18 protein-coding genes and 2 pseudogenes are annotated in these 19,253 nt (G+C 68.8%); 8 read left to right on the forward strand and 12 right to left on the reverse strand.

Going from position 1 to position 19,253, the window contains the following annotated elements:
• Positions 1 to 203 precede the first annotated feature (203 nt).
• The 3 genes from ACIRP7_RS36030 to ACIRP7_RS36040 form a co-directional block, all read right to left on the reverse strand.
• Entirely contained in the window at positions 204 to 332 is a 129-nt protein-coding gene (locus ACIRP7_RS36030; RefSeq protein ID WP_403668271.1) for a hypothetical protein, read from the reverse strand.
• Between the two features lie 280 nt (positions 333 to 612).
• A complete protein-coding gene (locus ACIRP7_RS36035; protein WP_403668274.1) occupies positions 613 to 1,485 on the reverse strand; it encodes a helix-turn-helix transcriptional regulator in 873 nt (290 codons plus the stop codon).
• 252 nt (positions 1,486 to 1,737) lie between these two features.
• Positions 1,738 to 3,198, reverse strand: coding sequence for an MFS transporter (locus ACIRP7_RS36040; protein ID WP_403668277.1), 1,461 nt, complete (start codon positions 3,196 to 3,198; stop codon positions 1,738 to 1,740).
• A 142-nt stretch (positions 3,199 to 3,340) separates the two neighbouring features.
• Here ACIRP7_RS36040 and ACIRP7_RS36045 point away from each other — a divergent pair, with 142 nt between their 5' ends.
• Positions 3,341 to 3,742: a winged helix-turn-helix transcriptional regulator gene (locus ACIRP7_RS36045; protein WP_403668280.1), complete on the forward strand. Its 402-nt coding sequence runs from the start codon at positions 3,341 to 3,343 to the stop codon at positions 3,740 to 3,742.
• Between the two features lie 169 nt (positions 3,743 to 3,911).
• Here ACIRP7_RS36045 and ACIRP7_RS36050 read toward each other — a convergent pair whose 3' ends face one another.
• The 4 genes and pseudogenes from ACIRP7_RS36050 to ACIRP7_RS36065 all read right to left on the reverse strand — a co-directional run.
• Complete coding sequence (locus ACIRP7_RS36050; protein WP_403403522.1) at positions 3,912 to 4,403, reverse strand: winged helix-turn-helix transcriptional regulator; 492 nt, start codon at positions 4,401 to 4,403, stop codon at positions 3,912 to 3,914.
• A 68-nt stretch (positions 4,404 to 4,471) separates the two neighbouring features.
• Positions 4,472 to 5,461, reverse strand: coding sequence for a GlxA family transcriptional regulator (locus ACIRP7_RS36055; RefSeq protein ID WP_403668283.1), 990 nt, complete (start codon positions 5,459 to 5,461; stop codon positions 4,472 to 4,474).
• An 8-nt stretch (positions 5,462 to 5,469) separates the two neighbouring features.
• Complete coding sequence (locus ACIRP7_RS36060; RefSeq protein WP_403668286.1) at positions 5,470 to 6,117, reverse strand: HD domain-containing protein; 648 nt, start codon at positions 6,115 to 6,117, stop codon at positions 5,470 to 5,472.
• Between the two features lie 195 nt (positions 6,118 to 6,312).
• A pseudogene (locus ACIRP7_RS36065) lies at positions 6,313 to 6,605 on the reverse strand (3'-5' exonuclease); the annotation flags it as partial.
• Between the two features lie 458 nt (positions 6,606 to 7,063).
• Between ACIRP7_RS36065 and ACIRP7_RS36070 the strand changes: the two are divergent.
• The gene (locus ACIRP7_RS36070) at positions 7,064 to 7,846 is read left to right on the forward strand and encodes an RHS repeat-associated core domain-containing protein (protein WP_403668289.1); all 783 of its coding nucleotides are present in this window, start codon (positions 7,064 to 7,066) and stop codon (positions 7,844 to 7,846) included.
• A gap of 281 nt (positions 7,847 to 8,127) precedes the next feature.
• On the opposite strand, the gene ACIRP7_RS36075 is transcribed toward ACIRP7_RS36070, so the two are convergent.
• The 3 genes from ACIRP7_RS36075 to ACIRP7_RS36085 all read right to left on the reverse strand — a co-directional run bounded on the left by ACIRP7_RS36075 (position 8,128) and on the right by ACIRP7_RS36085 (position 11,204).
• Positions 8,128 to 8,967, reverse strand: a complete 840-nt coding sequence (locus tag ACIRP7_RS36075) for a transposase family protein (RefSeq protein WP_403668292.1) — start codon at positions 8,965 to 8,967, stop codon at positions 8,128 to 8,130.
• Positions 8,968 to 9,019: 52 nt separating this feature from the next.
• Entirely contained in the window at positions 9,020 to 9,466 is a 447-nt protein-coding gene (locus ACIRP7_RS36080; protein WP_403668295.1) for a hypothetical protein, read from the reverse strand.
• Positions 9,467 to 9,797: 331 nt separating this feature from the next.
• Positions 9,798 to 11,204, reverse strand: a complete 1,407-nt coding sequence (locus ACIRP7_RS36085; protein WP_403668298.1) for an FAD-binding oxidoreductase — start codon at positions 11,202 to 11,204, stop codon at positions 9,798 to 9,800.
• Here ACIRP7_RS36085 and ACIRP7_RS36090 point away from each other — a divergent pair.
• The 5 genes and pseudogenes from ACIRP7_RS36090 to ACIRP7_RS36110 all read left to right on the forward strand — a co-directional run bounded on the left by ACIRP7_RS36090 (position 11,203) and on the right by ACIRP7_RS36110 (position 14,453).
• Positions 11,203 to 11,616 (forward strand): SDR family NAD(P)-dependent oxidoreductase, encoded by a 414-nt coding sequence (locus tag ACIRP7_RS36090; RefSeq protein WP_403668300.1) that lies wholly within the window; start codon positions 11,203 to 11,205, stop codon positions 11,614 to 11,616. The genes ACIRP7_RS36085 and ACIRP7_RS36090 overlap by 2 nt on opposite strands.
• A 180-nt stretch (positions 11,617 to 11,796) precedes the next feature.
• Positions 11,797 to 12,561 (forward strand): helix-turn-helix domain-containing protein, encoded by a 765-nt coding sequence (locus ACIRP7_RS36095; RefSeq protein WP_403668304.1) that lies wholly within the window; start codon positions 11,797 to 11,799, stop codon positions 12,559 to 12,561.
• Positions 12,477 to 12,890 carry a transposase gene (locus tag ACIRP7_RS36100; RefSeq protein WP_403668307.1) on the forward strand — a complete coding sequence of 138 codons (414 nt, stop codon included), beginning with the start codon at positions 12,477 to 12,479 and terminating at the stop codon, positions 12,888 to 12,890. The genes ACIRP7_RS36095 and ACIRP7_RS36100 overlap by 85 nt, the downstream gene beginning before the upstream one ends.
• A gap of 136 nt (positions 12,891 to 13,026) precedes the next feature.
• Positions 13,027 to 14,237, forward strand: a pseudogene (locus ACIRP7_RS36105) (IS256 family transposase).
• Positions 14,238 to 14,270: 33 nt separating this feature from the next.
• Positions 14,271 to 14,453, forward strand: a complete 183-nt coding sequence (locus tag ACIRP7_RS36110; RefSeq protein WP_403668310.1) for a hypothetical protein — start codon at positions 14,271 to 14,273, stop codon at positions 14,451 to 14,453.
• Here ACIRP7_RS36110 and ACIRP7_RS36115 read toward each other — a convergent pair.
• A complete protein-coding gene (locus ACIRP7_RS36115) occupies positions 14,446 to 15,174 on the reverse strand; it encodes a hypothetical protein (protein ID WP_403668313.1) in 729 nt (242 codons plus the stop codon). The genes ACIRP7_RS36110 and ACIRP7_RS36115 overlap by 8 nt on opposite strands.
• A 272-nt stretch (positions 15,175 to 15,446) precedes the next feature.
• Here ACIRP7_RS36115 and ACIRP7_RS36120 point away from each other — a divergent pair, with 272 nt between their 5' ends.
• A complete protein-coding gene (locus ACIRP7_RS36120; RefSeq protein WP_403668316.1) occupies positions 15,447 to 15,929 on the forward strand; it encodes a hypothetical protein in 483 nt (160 codons plus the stop codon).
• A 390-nt stretch (positions 15,930 to 16,319) separates the two neighbouring features.
• On the opposite strand, the gene ACIRP7_RS36125 is transcribed toward ACIRP7_RS36120, so the two are convergent.
• Complete coding sequence (locus ACIRP7_RS36125; RefSeq protein WP_403668319.1) at positions 16,320 to 19,139, reverse strand: tetratricopeptide repeat protein; 2,820 nt, start codon at positions 19,137 to 19,139, stop codon at positions 16,320 to 16,322.
• Positions 19,140 to 19,253: the final 114 nt, after the last annotated feature.

Here is a 19,253-nt window from a genome sequence, read left to right on the forward strand (position 1 = left end):
GCCCCCCCCCCCGCCCCCCCCCCGCCCCCCCCCCCCACCCCCCCCCCCCCCCCCCCCCCCGCCCCCCCCCCACCCCCCCCCCGGGGGGGGGGCCCCCCCCCCCCCCCCCCCCCCCCCCCCCGCCCGGATTTCTGCCGCCTGCACAGGCAGCAGAAAGACGGCGGAGCAGGGTCATCGCGGGGCGGACGGTGGCTCCGAACGATTCAATGCGAGATGCCGGCCGACTCGCCGACGGCCCCGACCAGCTCCAGTCCGCCGGTACCGCGAGCCTGTACCGGAAGACAGACGATCAGCCCGCTGACCAGGCCCAGCGCGCCGAACACCCACCACACGTGCCGGAAAGCACCCACAGCCTGGGCCGGCCCGGAATCCCCGAGGTTCTCCTACGGGTGGACGACCCTCTTGGTGCCGGGATCGTGACGATCTCCTCTCCCTGGGGCGAGGCCCGGGAGCCGGCTGTCCCGGGGTGATGCTTGCGGCCGGCGATTTCACGCACCGTCTCGACGATGGGCTTGCCGGTCTCGAAAGCGTCGCCGTGAACCGGGCTCATAAAGTGCTCGGGTCCTTACCGACAGACGCGCAGACAGCGGCGCCTTCAAGGCGATTGATTTATCAGGAACTCACCGCGTCGTGCGGGGAATCGGACGTCCAGTCCAGAAGCAGACGGAGAGCGTCCGCCGAAGAACTGCCGGATGCTGCAGAATAGACCACCAGGGTCTGACGTGGATCATCAACCACGCGCAGCGTCTCGAGGGAAAGCCGCAGATCTCCTACGACGGGGTGGTGGAAGCCCTTGGCGCCGGATGTCTTGTGCCGTACCCGGTGGTCGGCCCACAGAGAACGGAATTCTGGGCTCTTGACGGCCAACTCGCCGATCACAGAGGTCAGGAGGGGGTCTTCTGGGTAACGAGCGGCTTCCACGCGCAAACAGGCCGCGTTTTCCCGGGCGTGTTCCTTCCAGTTCGCATAGAGGTCCCTGGAGTTCCGGTCGAGAAAGGTCATCTTCGCGATGTTGCGGTCGGCCGGCCGCAGGTCGCCGAAGTCGCCCAGGAGTGCGGCGGCTGCCCGGTTCCAGGAAAGTACGGACATGGCACGTCCCATCACCAGGGCGGGGTGTCCGATGAGGGAGTCCAGCATGTTCCGCAGCGTCGGCCGGACGGGCTGCTTCTGGTGGCGGTCAGCGCTCTGGCGGTGCCCAGAGTGAGGGGTTGCCCCGGCGATCCGGTGCAGCTGGCGGGTTTCCTCGTCGTCCAGACGCAGGGCGCGGGCCAGGGAGTCCAGGATGTCCGCCGAGACGGCCGAAACACGTCCCTGTTCCATACGGGTGTAGTAGTCGACGCTGATCTCGGCAGCCTGTGCGACTTCTTCACGTCGTAGTCCCGCCACCCGCCGAAGTCCACCACCGGTTGACAGGCCGATGTCTTCAGGCGCGAGCCTGGATCGCCGGTCCTTGAGAAATTCCCTGAGATCGATGGTTGAACTCATAAGCCTATTCAGCCTCTTCACGTGTTGTTGGTGCCTGGCCCTGCCTGTACCACCCTGACTTTGGTCCAGGGGCACGCCAGTTGAGGGTTTTCCTGCGGTCCCCGGCAGGGGATGAAAGGAGAAGAGAGCAGGGACAAAAGTGGAGGAACCTGCCATCGCGATGAGCTCTTCACCGCGCGTGCAGGCGTAACGTCGCATGCGAGTGCGGACCTTGCCCATTTCTGCCGGAAAGGCGAGAAAATACTCAGCCCGTCATGGTGCTGCGGAGCCAGCCCGGGCGGGTTCCTCCACGACGGTGACGTCGACGGTCTTGCCACGCGGGGTCATGCCCAGGGCGCACAGCGCCGCGAAGAGTGCGGCGCCCGACACGAGCCACCAGCCGTGCGGGGAGGGGCGTGCGGCGTCGCCGGAGGCGGTGGTGGCCGCGAGGGTGGCGACCAGGGCCGCGATGCCGAGGCTGTTGCCGATCTGCTGGCTCATGTTGACCATGGCCGAGCCCGTGGCGCCCTGGGTAGGGCGCAAGTCGGCGGTGGCGCAGGCGAGGATGGTCGGCATGGTGAGCCCTACGCCGGCTCCCGAGATGAGCATGCTGGGCAGCAGGTCGGCGGCGTAGTGGGGATGCGTCTCGATCCGCAGGGCCAGCAGCGCGGCGGCGAGCCCGTATAGCAGGCTGCCGACGGTGGCGATCACACCGGCCGGCACCCGACGCGTCATGTAGTGCGCAAGCGCGGCGAACAGCGGCACCATGAGCGGTCCCGGGGCGACAGCAAGTCCCGTCCTGACCGCGCTGTAGTGCCACACCTGTTGCGTCCACAGGACGATGGCCAGCAGGTTGGCGCCGAAGGCGACGGAGAACAGCAGCGCCGTGGCATTGGACCAGGCGAACGCCTTCACCCGGAGCAGGGCGGGCTCGACCAGTGGCGCAGGGTGGCGTGCCGTGCGATGGGTGAACACGGCGGCTCCCGCGGCGGCCAGCAGGAGGCACTCCACGGTCGCGGGCGATGCCCAGCCCCAGGCGGGGCCCTTGACGAGGGCCAGGCTGAGCGAGCCGATCGACAGCGCGAGGACCAGGCCCCCGAAGGCGTCGGGGATCCTGCCCGTCACGGTCTTGCGGACATCGGGCAGGACACGGGCGCCGGCAACGAGTGCCAGCACGCCCACGGGCACGTTGACAAGGAAGATCCACCGCCAGGACGACTGCACCAGCAGCCCGCCCAAACCCGGTCCGGCGGCTGCGGCCAGGGCACCTGAGGCGGACCAGATCCGCACCGCCCTGGTGCGCCGTTCGGGGGCCGTGGCCGCGAGCAGCAGGCCCAGGCTGGCCGGGGTCAGCGCCGCCGCTCCCACCGCCTGCAGGCCCCGGAAGAGGATTAGGGCCCACAGTGAGGGGCTGGCCGCACACGCGGCGCTGGCCGAGGTGAACACCGTCAGGCCCAGCAGGAAGCCGCGCTTGGCGCCGTAGCGGTCGGCCAGGCTGCCCAGCGGCACCAGCAGCGCGGCGTAGGCGATGGCGTAGGCGTTCAAAATCCAGCTCATGTCCGCCAGGGAGGCGCCGGGGAAGTCATGGCCGATGTCGTCGAGAGCCACGTTCACGATGAACACGTCCAGGCCCGCCATGAAGCCGGACGCACACAGCACGGTCAGTACGATGCCCGGTCGCTGCCGCGCCCGGCTGGATGTGGGCTCCACGGCCACCTGACTTTGGGATACCATAGCCAGAACCGTACCTTTCCCTGCTGGCTATGTAAAATTGCAGCCAGAGGAGGTGGTCATGGAATCGACGCACATGACCCTGGTGGGTGAATTGGCCGACCGGACAACGTGGACCGCTGACGATTGCTCCATCGACGGGACGATGCGCGTTCTGGGAACCCGGTCCGCCATGCTGATCATGCGCGAGGCGCACTACGGGACCACCCGGTACGACGACTTCGTACAACGCGTCGGCATCACGGAGGCCGTCGCGGCGGCACGCCTGCGGGAACTGGTGGCCGCGGGGCTTCTGGAGCGCCGCCCCTACCAGGAGCCCGGACAGCGCACCCGTCATGCATACGTGCTGACCCCGGCCGGCGTGGACTTCCAGCCGGTTCTGGTCGCGCTCATGCAGTGGGGGGACCAGCACGTGCCCCGCCCCTCCGGGCCCCCGCTGACTCTGCACCACACGGACTGCGACGAGCCGGTGGCCGCACGGCTGATGTGCGCCGCGGGACATGAGGTGAAACCCGAGGAGGTCACGGTGCGCTCGACCCGGCGTTAGCGCCCCTCGGGCCCGTCCGACCGGTCTGCCGCGCACCGGCGGCAGATCCGCGGCGCATGGCCGGAAAGGCTCCGCAACGGCATCAGATTCATCGCGGCGCGGGGCCGGATCGCGAGCCCCGCCCGGGGCGACGGGGAAGGCCGCCGTGCCCGCGCCGGCGGCGCCGCCCTCACGCCTCGGCCACCACCTCGTCCAGTCGTCCTCGCATGTCCCACCCGGGCACGAGCATTTCCTCGGTGAGATCGGCGTCGTCGACCTTCTCGCCGCAGGCGGAGCAGTGGCTCTCCAGCTCCAGCGGGTGATCGTGGTGGGCCAGGCGCATCGGAGGGGTGGTTACGGCCCACTTGTCGCCCCAGGCGAGCAGTGACCGCAGGACGTGGCGAAGGTCCTCGCCGGCCTCGGTGAGGTAGTAGCCCTCGTGGCGGGCGCCCTCGCTCACAGGGCGGCGTTCGAGCACCCCCGCCTCGACCAGGTCGCGGAGCCGTGCTGTCAGCCGGTCGCGCGGGGCACCCGTGTTGCGGGCGATCTGGCTGAACTGGTGGTTACCGAAGATCACTTCCCGGATCACCAGCATCGACCAGCGGTCTCCGATCAGCTGCACGGACGCCGCGACGGCGCACGGCCGGCCGGCAACGGTCTGGGGATCACGTCGGGCAACCATGCCTCCATACTGCCACGCTATTCGGTTTGGAAGCCAAACTGAAAATGGTCCGGACTACCAGCCCGCCCTCAGGCCGCGACGATGCGGCGGCTGCCCGCGGTGCTCCGGAAGCGGGCACGGTAGGCCGTCGGTGAGACGCCGAGGGTGTGCTGGAAGACCCGGCGCAGGGACTCCGAGGAACCGAACCCCGCCTGCTGCGCCACGTCTTCCACCGTGCCGCTGCCGTTCTCCAGAAGGGCCTGAGCGGCCTCCACCCTGATGGATTCGACGTACTGCCCGGGCGGCATGCCGATCTCGGTGCGGAAGAGCCGTCCCAGATGCCGGGTACTCACCCCACCGACGGCGGCCAGGGAATCGAGGGTGTGCTCGGCCGCGGGGTCGGCGCCCACATGGTCCATCACCCGTCGCACCGCCGGGTGCCGGGGCGGGCCGGGAGCCATGCGGGCGCTGAACTGCGCCTGCCCGCCGGGCCTGGCCATGAAGACGACCAGTTGTCTGGCCACGCTGCGCGCCAGCCCGGCCCCCCAGTCCTCCTCGACCAGGGCCAGCGCAAGGTCGATGCCCGCCGTGACGCCGGCCGACGTGACCACGTGGCCGTCCCGGACGAAGACCGGATCGCTTTCCACCCGGACCTGGGGGAAGGCGGCCGCCAGGTCCGGTGCGAGCTCCCAGTGCGTCGCGGCGCGCCGGCCGTCCAGGGTGCCGGTCGCGGCCAGGACGAACGCTCCCGCGCACACGGAGGCGACGCGCGCGGCCCGGCCGGTCAGGCGCGTGATGGACTCCACCAGGTCCGTGTCGCCGACAGCGGCCCGCCAGTCGCTGCGCCCGGGCACCAGCAAAGTGCCGATCCGGCGGGGAAGCGAGGAGAGCGGGCCGTTGACGCCGACCACCAGTCCCGAGGAGGTGACGACGTCGGCACCGGTGGGTGAGACGACGCGGACGTCGTAGTGCGCGCCGTAGCGATTGGCGGTCGTGAAGACCTCGACCGGGCCGGTGACGTCGAGGAGCTGGACGGCGTCGAAGGCGACGACGGCCACAGTGTGACGGGGGTGGGGCACCGGCGGACCTACTCCTTCCACGGGGACTCGAGGATCGTACGGACGAAGTCGCCGCGCTGGAAGCCGGGGACGAAGTGCTCCAGGACGTCCGCCTTCACGTTGCCGAAGGTCGTGTCCGGCTTCGGGCGGATGCCGTCGGTGAACGCCTCCAGGATCCGACGCTTGAAGTCGGGGCGCGGGTGCAGGGCCACGATCTCGGCCCGGTCGGCCTCCGGGATCGCACCGTAGCCGATGCCCAGGACGTCGTACTCCACCCCGGCGGTGACCAGGGCCACCTCCGGCTCCATGAACTGCGGGATCCCGGGCGTGGTGTGCAGGGCGATCGCCGTCCAGACGCGGCGAATGCCGTCTTCCGGGATCCCGTGCGCCTTGAGGAACCGCTTCGCCTCCTGTGCGCTGTCCACCTCGAAGCGGCGGCCACTGCCGTGGAAGGCCTCGCTGAGGCCCACGTCGTGGAACATGGCGCCGATGTAGAGCAGCTCCGGGTCAAAGCTGAGGTCGCGGTTGCGTCCCTGCAGGCTGCCGAAGAAGTACACCCGGCGTGAGTGGTGGTAGATGAGCTCGCTCGTGGTGTCCCGGATCAGCTCCGTCGCCTCGCGGGCCAGTTTCGTTCCCGGTACGTCCACGTCCGCCACCGCGGCGCCGTCGATTCCCATGGTGTCAGCCTTCCTGATGTGCGCTCGCCGTCCACTCGGCGGCGCCACCTTCAGCCTGGCGCCGGCAGCCCCCGCCGCGCCATGGCGATATGGCCAGCCATCCCACAGATACAGACATACGTCCGGCCGGTCCGGCGATCGTCACCCGGGCTCCGCGCCTGGCTCTGGCCAGGCGCGGCAGAAGTGAGCTGGTGCTCACTTGACCGCATCCGCACGGGCGGGCTGGGCACGCGGCTCGATCCACGTGGGCGCCCCGGCGGATCCATCAGGATGGTCGTGAATCCAGGACAGGCCGCCAATGTCGAGCCGGCGGCGAGTACGGGTGACGGCGACATAGGCGAGGCGGGCCTCGCCCTCGTCGAAGGCACGGGCACAGGACGGCCGGTGCCGTCGTCCTGGTCGCTGTCCTTGGACGGGGCGAAGTCGTCGGCGATTCTCACCCGGGCCCACTCGCGGCCCTTGGCCTTGTGCGCGGTCGAGACGGTCACCGCATTACACCGACCCCTCCGGCGAGACCGACTACACCTGGGACAAGGCCCGTCGCCTGGACTACCTGACCGACCCGGCCGGCAAGAAGACCGACTTCGACTACGACGACAACGACAAGCGCACCAAGACCGTCTACCCCGGCGGCACCACCCAATCCGTCGGCATCGACGAGGACGGCCGCCCCAAGTCGGTCAGGACCACGTCCGGCACGACCACCCTGGTAGACCTGGCCTACAGCTACGCCAACGCGGGCAAGGACACCACCAAGATCCGCACCCGCACCGACAACCTCACCAAGTACAAGACCAGTTACACCTACGACTCCCAGGACCGACTGTCCTACGCGCTGGAGGCCGACTCGGCCGGCACCCGCAAGGCGTCCTGGCTGTACTGCCTCGACAAGGCCGGCAACCTCACCTCCCAGGACGGCACCGCCTCCACCTGCCCCGGCAGCGCGGTGTTCACCTACAACGACGCCAGCCAGCTCACCAGCCAGACCGGCTCGGCGACGCCGTGGTCGTACGACAAGCTCGGCAACGAAACAGCCGGCGGACGCGTCGCGGCCTCCGCGCGGACCGACGAGGCCTGGACGGACTACAGCCAGCTCTCCACCGTCACAGTCGCCGGCACCAACTACGACCTGGTCCACACGGGCACCGACAACTCGGAGCGCACCAAGCTGCGTTCGACCTGGTTCCACCACACCGCGCTCGGCCTGGCGTCCACGACCACCAACGGCGTCGACACCGGATACATCCGCGAACCGGCGGGCACATTGAACTCCATGACGACTGGGGGGAAGTCCTACTACGACCTCACCGACGCCACCGGCAACGTGCTAGGCCTGGTCGACGACGCAGGCAAGCGCACCCACACGTACGCCTACGGCCCGACGGGTCTGCCCCGAGGGACCACCACCGAGGCAGTCCCGCAGCCGTTCCGCTACAGCGGCGCCTACCTCGATCCCACGGGCCTGTACAAGATGGGCGCCCGCTACTACGACCCCCAACTCGGCCGCTTCACCCAGCCCGACCCCTCCGGACAGGAGAAGAACCCGTACCTGTACGCGGGCGGCGACCCCGTCAACAACAGCGACCCCAGCGGACTGTCCTTCTTCGGCGGCCTAGTACTCCAGCCGGACTTCTGTATTTCTCCTGGTCAACGGCCTGGGGGTGGGGAGTGTAGCGGGGGTTTGGCATGGGTGGGGCGGTCTTGGGCCGACCGTCCCACCAACGTGTAGCCGCGCCGCATGTAATGACAGCGCGACGAGCATTGCTTGCGGTGATGGCAAGCCGATCGGCCCTTGCGGCCAGCCGGGATCACGAGGGCCGATCCCAGCCTCGGTGGATCGGAGCACCCCCGTTCGGGGTAGAAGCCAGCCTCCAAAGCGCCGGCTCTGAGTGGACCGCGCCTGAGTGGGCCCGGTGCATCGTGAAAGTTGCACGTCATCTGATCTGGTGTGCATAGGCGTCGGGCGGCTTGGGCAGGTCCGGGGCGATAGTCCAGCGTCAAGATCATCCGTCAGCGGGTGACTTCCCGGTTCGTCAGCACGAGCAGGGCTCGCACCAGCGCGGTTGCCCACTTCGGATCGGTGCGGACCTTGCCGAGGACGCGCCAGTTCTTGAGATGGGCGAAGCCGTGCTCGACCGGGACCCGCACCGCGGCCAGTGCCTTGTTGGACAGCTTCTGGCCGCGGGTCAGGGGCCGGTTCCGGGCCGCCTTGTAGCCGCAGATCACCGCCGGGTCGGCGTCAGGAGGACCGTCGTCGAGGCCGATGAATCCCAGGTCGGCGATGGCACCGAGCCCGGCGGCCCGCAGGTGGGCGGTGAGCTTGTCGTGTCGGCAGGCGGTGATCTCGGATGTGCGTCCGGGCCGCACCGCGGAGATCCACACCAGTCGGCCGCGGTCGTCGGTGAGCGCGATCACGAGCAGGCCATGGGATTTGTGCTTGCCCGAGTAGTTCGGCCGATCGTCCGCCCCGGTGCGACGACGGGTGCGTATCAGGGAGCCGTCCAGCAGGACCACGCCGCCGCCCTTTCGGGCGATCTTCTTCAACGCGCGGTCCAGACGCGGGGCCCGGCCGGCCAGCAGGCCGACGACCTCGCGCACCCACCGGCTCACGGTGGTGCGGTGCACCCCGTTCCCACCGGCCAGATCGCCGGGCCGCTGGTCACAGCGCAGCACCGCCAGCACGATGCCGGCGATCTTTCCGGCGGGCAGGGCCCGCCACCGGGAGCCGATCTTCTTCAGGTGGCCGCGTATCAGGCCGGCGAGATAGTTCAAGGTCGCGCTCGACAGCGGCAGACGGGCGGTGTAAACAAGGCCGTCAGGGCCCTCGGCGAGACCGTTGTTTTTCTCCACACCAAACTTAACTGCCGTCGGGAGCCCGTTAGTTACGGCGCGCCCCACGCGGCTACGGACTTGCGGTGAACCGCCCGTCGCCTCGCTTGTGCAGCCAGCCGCGATCGGCGAGCTTGGTCATCTTCGCCCGCAGCGGCTCCAGCTTGCCGCGCACCGAGGCGTCCAGGCCCAGCCGCTTGCCGACCGCCCTGACCTGCACCGGGCCGTCGGCCTCCCGCACGATCGCCAGGATCCTGCGGTAGTCGCCGGGCAGCGCGCCCTCGTCGGCCGCGTCGCTGCGGTGCGGGATGAGCAGGACTGCCCGCCCGGCCACCTTCGCCGATACCGGAGCGACAGCCTCGGCGTCGGCCTGGACCTGCTCGGCCAGGCGGTTCAACACCCGCTCTGCGATCGCCAGTTCGTCCCGCTCGACCTGGACTTCCTGAAGCTGCTTGGTCAACTCCTCGGCGAGGGCGTCCAGTTCGTTCCGGCGGGCGGTGATCCACTGCCGCTCCTGCATCCCGGGTCCTCCCGCGATCTCGTGGCGTGCCGACCTGCCGACGGATCGTAGGCGGGGGGCAAGTCGCGGGCGCAGCCGAACCAGGCATCCCACCGGAACCGGACCCACCCAATGATCTACACCAAGGTCATCGGTCGCCGTGAGTACCCCACTCGTCATTCACACCAGACCCGCAACCTGCGACTTCACGATGCACACCGCTCACTGCGGCGAACTCCCTTTGATCCATCGCACGTTGATCCGGCTGAAGGTCGACCACCTGCCCGGTGACCGCGACCCGAAGCCGGTCTGGCTGTGGTCCTCGGGGTGCTGGTCACAGGAAGTTCACCCCTCACGCCGGCTCGATGTTCTTGTTGTACGCGAAACGGTTGGTCGGATCCCACGTCCGCTTCGCCTCGGCCAGGCGCTGGTATTTGGCCACGTCACCGTAGACGCGGCCGCGCCAGGACGGACCGAGGTCCTGAGTCAGGTTGATGTATCCGTTGGAGAGACTGAGGGGCTTGAGGTGGTCGTAGACCCGGTTGGACCATGCGTCATGGCCATCGTCTTCTTCGCGTGCGTCCCACAGAGCCAGGCTCTCCCAGATCCAACCCGCGCCCTGGCGGGAGAAGGCAGCGGAGTCCTCGGCGAAGTCCTCGGAAATGGCTCCGCCCATGGCATACAGGTTCAGAGCGTGCATCGTACCGGCGTGCCGAGGAGTGTCCGCCACGTCACTCATGACCGTGGCGATTGTGTCCTTGGTGGGGGCGGCGAGGTACCCACCGCGCTGGGAGACGCGCCTGCCTGGAGGAGCCATCGCGTCCAGCAGGCTGTTCGTCTCGATCCAGCTCCGCCGGGTGACGAGGTTGACCAGGGGGCGGCCCAGGGCGAGGAGCGAGTCGATGATCTCGTCTGCGTTCTCGAGATCGCCGCTGTAGACGGGGGTCATGATGAGCACGGTCGTGCCGTGGACCTCGGCGGGAAGGAACGGCAGTGGCGGTGCTGCAACGACCGTGGCGAGCAGGCTCAGCTCACGGGGGGCCGATCGCATGTAGTCGTGGAGACCCTCCAGGATCCCGGAGACTTGCTCGCCGTCGAAGACGATATGACCGCTGACGACGTCGGACTCGAGGGGATGAGCCCGGTACTCGAAGTGGGTGACGATCCCGAAGTTGCCGCTGCCGCCTCGTAGGGCCCAGAAAAGATCTGGGTTCGTCTGTTCGTCTGCCCGCACCACACGCCCGTCGGCGGTGACGACCTCGCAGGCCAGCAGGTTGTCCACGGTCGCTCCGAAGCGGCGCATGAGATGACCGATGCCACCACCGAGCGTCAGCCCCGCGATTCCGGTGACACTGTTGGTGCCGGAAGGAACGACCAGCCCGTGACGCTGGGCTGCAGTGTCGAGATCACCGAGCAGAGCGCCCGCCTGGGCGCGGATGACTCGGGCCACCGGGTCGACGGTCACCGCGCGCATCTGCGACAGGTCGACGACGATGCTTCCAGCCGCTCCTGCCGACCCGTCTATGCTGTGCCCGCCGCCGCGAACGGCAAGTGGTATGGCGTGGTCCACGCTGCGCACCACGGCGACCACATCGTCGGGGTCGAGACACCGCACGATCACAGCCGGCGGCTGGTCCGCCGCCCGGCCGTTGTAGAGTTTCGCGGCCTCGGCGAAGCCGCTGTCCTGCGGCCGGAATACGGTACCGCCGAAATTCGCGGGCAGGTCGGACAGCCCGTCCACCTGATGGAACACACTCATGCCGAATACCTCCTGGTGCTCGTTCGGATACACCGTCATGGGGTCGCCTTCAGGTTCGGCACAGAACAACCGATCCGGGGTCCTGTCGGCGATGTCCTGGCTCTCCTACGACGGGGCCAACGCCTACAGCGCGTCGAAGGCGGCGGCGTGGAGCCTCACCAACGGCATCCGCCTCGAACTCGCGGGCCAGGGGACCACGGTGGCAGGCCTGTACCTGGCCAGCACCGACACGGACATGATGGCCGGGTGGGACGTGGAGAAGAACGACCCCGCCGACGTCGTACGCGCCGCCCTCGACGGCATCGAGGCCGGGAGGATGGAGATCCTCGCCGACGACAACTCCGTCCAGCTCAAGGCCGCCCTGTCCGCCGACCCGAGCGTGCTCTATCCGCAGACGGTTCCCGCCGCCTGACCGTTCAGCGGTCGCCTGACTGCCAGGCTTCCGGGATTGACGTGGCGTCAGGGTGTGCGCGGGGATCGGGTTACTGGCCGGGTTGGCGGCGGTAGAGGACGCAGGCGCAGTCGAGAGCGTCCTCGGGGGTTGCGGCGAAGCCGCCGGTGGGCAGGATCGTGTCCTGGTATGCCTGCCCCCGTGCCCGTTGCCGGCGCCGCCAGGATCGTACTGACCGCCGCCGAGCGCCACCGGCTGAAGAAGGCGGCCTACGGCCACAAGACCGCTCACCAGGCCCGGATGCGCGCGCAGGTCGTGCTGTGCGCGGCCCGGGGACGCTCCAACGCCCGCATCGCCCACGAGACCGGGCTGCACCTGGACACGGTGCGCACCTGGCGGGGCCGCTTCGCCGACGGCGGCCTGCCGGCCCTGGCCGACCGCAAGCGAAGCGGGCGACCTGTCCGCTTCACCCCCGTGCAGGTCGCCGAGGTCAAGGCCCTGGCCTGCCAGCTCCCGGCCGAGACCGGGGTCCCGCTGTCGCACTGGTCGTGCCCGGAACTGGCCGCCGAGCTGACCGCGCGCGGCGTCACCGGCAGCATCTCCGCATCCACCGTGCGCCGCTGGCTGCGCCAGGACGCACTCAAGCCCTGGCGGTACCGGTCCTGGATCTTCATCCGCGACCCGAACTTCCGCGCCAAGGCCCAACGCGTCCTTGACCTGTACGCCCGGACCTACGAAGGCGAGCCGCTCGGCGAGGACGAGTACGTGATCTCCAGCGACGAGAAGACCTCGATCCAGGCCCGCTGCCGCTGCCATCCCACCCTGGCCCCGGACAGGCCAGGGCGATGCGGGTCAGCCACGAGTACGGCCGCGGCGGAGCCGTGGCCTACCTGGCCGCCTACGACGTCCACCAGGCCACAGTCTTCGGCCGCTGCGAGGCCACCACCGGCATCGTGCCGTTCATGACCCTGGTCGAACAGGTCATGACACAGGAGCCCTACGCCAGCGCGAAGCGCGTCTTCTGGGTCGTCGACAACGGCTCCTCGCACCGCGGCAAGAAGTCCGTCGACCGCCTGGCCGCCCGGTTCCCGAGCGCCGTCCTGGTCCACACCCCGGTCCACGCCTCCTGGGTGAACCAGATAGAGGTCTTCTTCTCCATCGTGCAACGCAAGGTCGTCTCACCCAACGACTTCACGGACCTGACCCAGGTCAGGCATCGGCTTCGAGCATTCGAAGACCGCTACAACGCCACGGCACAGCCGTTCCGATGGCGTCCCACGGCGTGGTGTAGCTGATCTTGGCTGGGAAGTGCGCCGCTTCCGTGCCCTCGCGTGCATCGACTGCCGTGAATGCTCCCTGAAAACGGGGCAGGCCACCGTGCAACTGTCCTTGGTGAACGGCCAGTTCAGTCCAAGGAGGTGCCCGGTGGCCTTGTCCCAGTATGACCTACTTCGCCTGCTTGAGTCACTACGTTCGGCCGATGGTCTTGAACTCGTCCGCGAAGTCGCCGAGCGGCTGCTGCAGGAACTGATCGAGGCCGAGGCCACCGCCAGGATCGGCGCCGAGTGGGGCGAACGCACCGACACCCGCACCGCCCACCGCAACGGGCACCGGGAGAAGACCGTGACCACGCAGGCCGGAGACCTGGAACTCGCCATCCCGAAACTGCGGGCCGGGAGCTTCTTGCCCAGCCTGCTGGAACGCCGGCGCCGCATCGACCAGGCCCTCTACGCGGTCGTCATGGAGGCCTACGTCCACGGCGTCTCCACCCGCTCCGTCGACGACCTGGTCAAAGCCCTCGGCTCGGACACCGGCATATCGAAGAGCGAGGTGTCGAGGGTCTGCGCCGGCCTCGACGAACAGCTCGACGCGTTCCGGACCCGGCCCCTCGATCACATCCGGTTCCCCTACCTCTTCCTCGACGCCACCTACGTCAAGGCCCGCCTCAACCACCAGATCGTGTCCCAGGCCGTCGTCATCGCGACCGGTGTCACCGAGGACGGCGGCCGCGAAGTCCTCGGCGTCATGGTCGGCGACAGCGAGACCGAGGCCTTCTGGACCCAGTTCCTGCGCTCGCTACGCGAACGCGGCCTGAGCGGCGTCCGCCTCGTCCTCTCCGACAGTCACAGCGACCTCGTCAAAACCATCCGCAAAGTCATGATCGGGGCAGCCTGGCAGCGCTGCCGCGTTCACTTCGTGCGCAACGTCTTCTCCGTGATTCCGAAGGGATCCGCGGAAATGGTCGCCGCGACGATCCGCACCGTCTTCGCCCAGCCCACCGCCGAAGCGGTCCGGGCCCAGCTCGACACCGTCGCGGACATGCTCGGCCGGCGGTTCCCCAAGGTCAGAGACATGCTCCTCTATGCCAAGGAGGACCTGACCGCATCGCGGACTTCCCCCATCAGCACTGGAAGAAGATCCAGTCGACCAACCCTCTTGAACGTCTGAACCGGCAGATCAAACGCCGTTCCGACGTCGTCCAGGTCTTCCCGAACACCGACGCGGTGAACCGCCTGGCCACCGCCGTCCTCGTCGAGCTCCACGACGAGTGGATCGCGTTCCCCCGCCGCTACCTCTCCATCGAGAGCATGGACAGCCTTTATCCGGACAACACCACGTGCCTGCCCGGCACTGCCGAGTGATCAGCTACACCACCACAGGGGACATGACCGAACGTGCTGCTGCCCCCGGTCGTGGTGTACGGCTGTCCCTCCACCGACGGAGCCGCTGCTCTTCGCTGGACCGCGACCTGCACGAACCTCGACGGCCGGCACGAGGAGGCGTTCCGGATGCCCGTGGAGCAGCTCGGTGTGACCCTTCCGCCTGACGCGGAGCACCCCGAACTTGCTGTCACCTGACCGACCGGTGCTCCCGCCAGGCGCGGCACAGCGCGGTGAACTCTTCCTGGCGTTCGGCAAGGAGGTCCTGAGGCCGCTGCAGGTGGCAGTCCAGGATGTGCACGCCGTCCTGGAAGGGTTCGAAGCCGATCCGCTCCCATACGCGGCCGAGTTTGGCGGCGGCTTCGCGATGCTGTTCCTCGGTTAGCTCGCGGCCGTCGGCCGATCCGGGCTCGCACGCGACCGCGACACAGTCCTGCGAGAGGCGGCGGATGGCGGCGCCTGCCAGGATTGGGCCCAGGCCCAGTCCGCGCCACAGGGGTTCCAGGATGACCCGGTCCATGATGAGCAGGTCACCGACGGGGTGGGCGAGTGCGGCCTCGAAGGCCGGCTCCCACCGGCCGTCAGCGACGTCGAGGACCACCTCGCCGATGCGGGAGACGTCCCCGGTGTAGGAGTCCATCGCCTCCCACGGATGGTCCGGGCCGAACATCCGCACCCGCACGAACGACATGCGGCCCACCGTGACGTCCTGGACCGCGTCCAGCGCCTCCTGGTCCATATCGCTGTAGGCAGCCAACTCCTCCGCCAGGACGTCCGCGTCGATCCGGGCAGACACCGTCCACACCTCCAGCGTGTTCTCGAACTCGTACGCCTGGACGGGGTGTTCGTGGTCGTACCTGAGGCTGATCAACGAGGGATCGGCGGGCAACCGGGCAATCTGGGGAGCCGAGATAGTCACCGTGACAGCGTAGTTCTGCCGGCCGGCGCACGCCGGGAAACAGCGCGCTCTCACACCTCGGCGAAGCGCTCACGCAGTAACGGGCGTTGGAGCGCGGCGCCGGATCTCGTCTGCACGGGCGTCTCCCAGCAGTAGAGAAATGGAGGTCACCGCAACCACGAAGACTGAGAACGACTAACCCGAGGATGACTCGGACTTGTCACGGACCCGGAGGACAACTGGGCGAGGTGGCGAAGTGGCGCTACGGTGGCGCCCTCACCCCGGGGGGACCCATGCACGTCAGAACCGCGGCGCTGGCCGCCGCCCTCATCTGCCTCCTCGCGACGGCGGGCTGCGGCACCGACGGCCTCACTGGAGGTGGCGGCCACAGGCTGCCACACACGCTCGTCGGCTCGGACTACAACTCCGTCACCATGCTGGAGACCGACACGTCCGGCAAAACGGTCACCGGCACGCTCGACACCAGCGAGGCGGACGGCGCCAACGTCACACACCAGCACGGGCGGGTGAGCGGGACCGTCAACGGCGAGCGCGTCACCCTCAACGTCGACTTCGAGGCTGGCAAGACCGCGCTCAAGGGCACGCTCAGCGGCAGCACGCTCACGCTCCAGGCGCCCCAGCCCGACGGGCAGATCGAGGACTACGTCCTCAAGCCGCACGACGTGGCGTACTACAACCAGGTCGTACGGGAACTCCAGGCGAGCGCGACGCCGTCTCCACTCCCGTCCGGGCTGCTCGACCAGTACTTCGAGTGAGGCTCATTGCCCGGGCTCACTCGGCAAGAGCAACTCCACCCTCACCATGGACGACCTGCCCGCGTCTATCCGGCTCCGCGCGGTACTGCGGGAGCTGCTGACGCTGCTGTGACGAAGGGCGGAAACTACGGTGCTTCAGCGCGTTCACTCGCGCCCATACCCGACTCCCTGATACCGACTTGCGACCACCATGGCCACACCAGTCAACCGGCTCCATCCGGCCTCACTGCGCGCGGGTTGGACTGAAGCCAGCGTGGCCGCGTCGTGGACGCGAGGCGCGTATTGCTGCCGTCGGCCAGCGGGCTCCGGTAGGTGGTTGTCGTTGTGCGGCCGTTGGGGTGGATCACGGTCTGCGGTACGCCGGCGTCTGTAGTCGTCGCGCGCCGCAGTTCACCGCCAGGGTGGTGTGGGCTGTCCATCCGGGTCCAGACCATCGGGCCACCATGCACTGAAGGCTGATCCATCAGGAGGCATGTTGCGCGCGTGGCCACGGTCGGCGACCTGGCGGAAGAAGTGTTCGGCGCCTTCCCGGTCACCCGCCTTCTCCAGCGACAGGCCCAGCCGGTACAGAGGGTCGGGACTGCCGAGGTCATCGGCCAGCTGGGCAAGGCGCTCTGCTTCTTTCAGGTCCCCCGCCTGCTCGCGTAGCCTGGTCAGGCGGTTCAGGGCGAAAACGCTGCCGCGTTCAACGGCCTGCCGGTAGAGACTTTCGGCGCTGTCCTTGTCCCCCGCCGTTTCCCGGCAGTGGCCCAGGTAGCCCATCCCATTAGGGTCGCCGTTGTCTGCAAGCTGACGTGCCAGGCTTTCAGCGCCTTCCCTGTCCCCCATCCTCACGCGCAACGTGACCACGCGGCGCAGACCGTCGGACTTGCCGTTGTCCACAGCTTGCCGGTAGAGATTCTCCGCGTCTTCCCCATCCCCTGCCCGCTCCCGCAGAACAGCCAACGGGAAAAACGCCTCGGTGATGCCGTGTTCGACGGCCCCCCGATAGAAGGTCTCGGCACCCTTCAGATCCTTGGCCTTCTCCCGCAATCGGCCCAACCGGTAGAGGGCTTCGGTGATGCCGTGATCGGCGGCCTCCTGATAGAGCCTGTCAGCCTCCTTTACGTTCCCCGCCCTTTCGACGGACAGTGCCAGGCTGTGCAGGGCGTCAGGCCTGCCGCGGCCTGCGGCCCGCCGCGCGAGGGCTGCAGCGCCCTTCCTATCGCCCACCATGTCTCGCACCGTGACCACGCGGCACAAGGCATCAGGGTCGCTGTGGTCGTCGGCGCGCTGATAGAGCGTCTCTGCGCCGGCCTGGTCTCCCCTGTCCTCTCGGATCACGGCCAGGCAGTACAGGGCATCGGCGCCGACGTGCTCGACGAGCTGTTCGTAGAGGCTCTCGGCACTCGCCCTGTCTCCGGCCTCCTCCCGCATCATGGCCAGGCGGTACAGGATGGTGGTGCTGCCGTGATCGGCGGCCAGTCGGCCCAGGGCTTCAGCGCCCTCGTGGTCCCCGGCCTCTTCCCGCAACTCCGCCAGGTCGGACAGCACTTTGATATTTCCGAGGTCAGCGGCCTGCCGTGCAAGGTCGTCAGCGCCTTCCCTGTCATTCGCTGCCTCCCTCAATAGAGCCAGGTTGAAGAGGACATCGGTATCGCCGAGGTCGGCTGCCCGCCGATAGAGATTCTCAGCCTCTTCCCGGTCGTCCACGTCCTCCCGCATCCCAGCCAGGACATAGAGGGCGTTGACGCTGCCGAGGGAGGCCGCGCGGTGGCGGAGGTGGTGGGCCCATTCCAGGCGGTGTCGGTCCTCGGCTGCCTCGACCAGGACGTCCAGGTCATCTGGGTTGGTGAGGTGGGCGTGGGCGGCATCCCAGAACGAGGCCGGCGGGCACAGGGAGCGGCGGGTAGAGCGGCCGTGTTGTTCGAGGTAGTCGGCGAGCCAGTACATCGTGCCCCTGGGCTGGGGCTCGGGGTGGTCGGCTGGCTGCGATAGGCCGAGTGGGCGTCGTTGAGGGCGGGGTCGTACGCGACGTAGCGGGGCTTGTTTGCCGTGCCCTGGTGTGGCGAGTTCGGCGTAAGCCTGTTCGGCCCAGTCGTCGGTGAGTTGGTCGTAGTCGTCTTTTGAGAGGTAGTCGGAGGCCGCGTCGGTCAGGAAGGTTTGGGGGATGTGGGGGCCGACGAAGAGGCGGCGGGCGTCCATGGCTGCGTGCAGCAGGGCGAGGGCTGGCGGGGTGGCCTGCTCGTAGCGGCGCAGGAGTTCGGGGGCTCCAGCCAGGTCCTGGGTGATCCGTCCGCCCTCGCGTGCGCGCGTGAGGGCATCGGCCAGCAGGGCGTCACCCTCCTCGGCCAGGAGGGTCGCGGCGGCCAGGGCCGCGGCGTCGAACGCGTCGGGGACGGCAACGGTGCGGCCGGTGAGCAGTTCCCGCACCCGGGTATGCGAATCGTTCCCGTTCGGAGCGGGCAGTGCCGTGTACCGGTCGGCGTACTCGGGCCACAACGTGCCCAGCACCAGGACCGGACCGCGCTCCTCGTCGGTCAGCAACCGGTGCACGGCCGCCGCGATCCGCTCGCCGCAGGCCCGGTCGCCGAAGTAGTGCTGAGCCTCGTTCAGCCACACCACGGTGCGCGGACCGACCTGGTGCAGCTCTTCCAGTGCGGCCTCCGCCCGGGTCGGGTCAAAGGGATGCCACAACCGCCAGCGCTTCGTGGCGAGCGGCTGCACGGCCTCCCAGCACGCCCTCGTCTTGCCCGTCGACGAGCTGCCCACCAGGACCACGATCCGGCTGCGGCCCTTAGCCGCCTCCCGTACCGCCGCGGCCAGCACTTCGTCATGCCGGCGCTCCACGTATCCCGGCAGGGCCCGCTCGCCGACCGCGATGGTGCCCGGACCGGCCGGGTGGACTTCCAGGTCGTGCGGCTCCCACTGCTCGATCGGACGCCCCGGCCCGGACATGTCAGCTGGGTGCCCGTCTGCTTCCTCCATCGCGGTCCGCCGCAACTCCAGCAGCTCCCCCGCCGACAGCTTCAACGCGCGTGCCAGACGGGCCACCGTTTTCGCTGACGGAACGCCCTCATCAAGCGCAAGAGCCTTGCCCACCGTCGCTCGGCCCAGCCCGGCTAACCCCGCGAGCTCTGTCTGGTTCAGCCTGGCCCGGGCTCGTGCCTCTTCCAGCCGTCCGCGCAGCTCAGCGAGTGCCGGGCTGCGGCTGTTGTCCGCCTCGTGCATGTGCTGGCCCCCCGGGTGGTGTGTGCGCCCGTGTTCATTTTCGTCTCGCTGAACCATGGCGCACAGGCATTCCGGGAGGTTGATCCCTGTCAACACCCACCGTGTGCAGGGAGC

It is taken from the genome of Streptomyces sp. NPDC102270 (assembly GCF_044766405.1).
Taxonomy (GTDB): domain Bacteria; phylum Actinomycetota; class Actinomycetes; order Streptomycetales; family Streptomycetaceae; genus Streptomyces.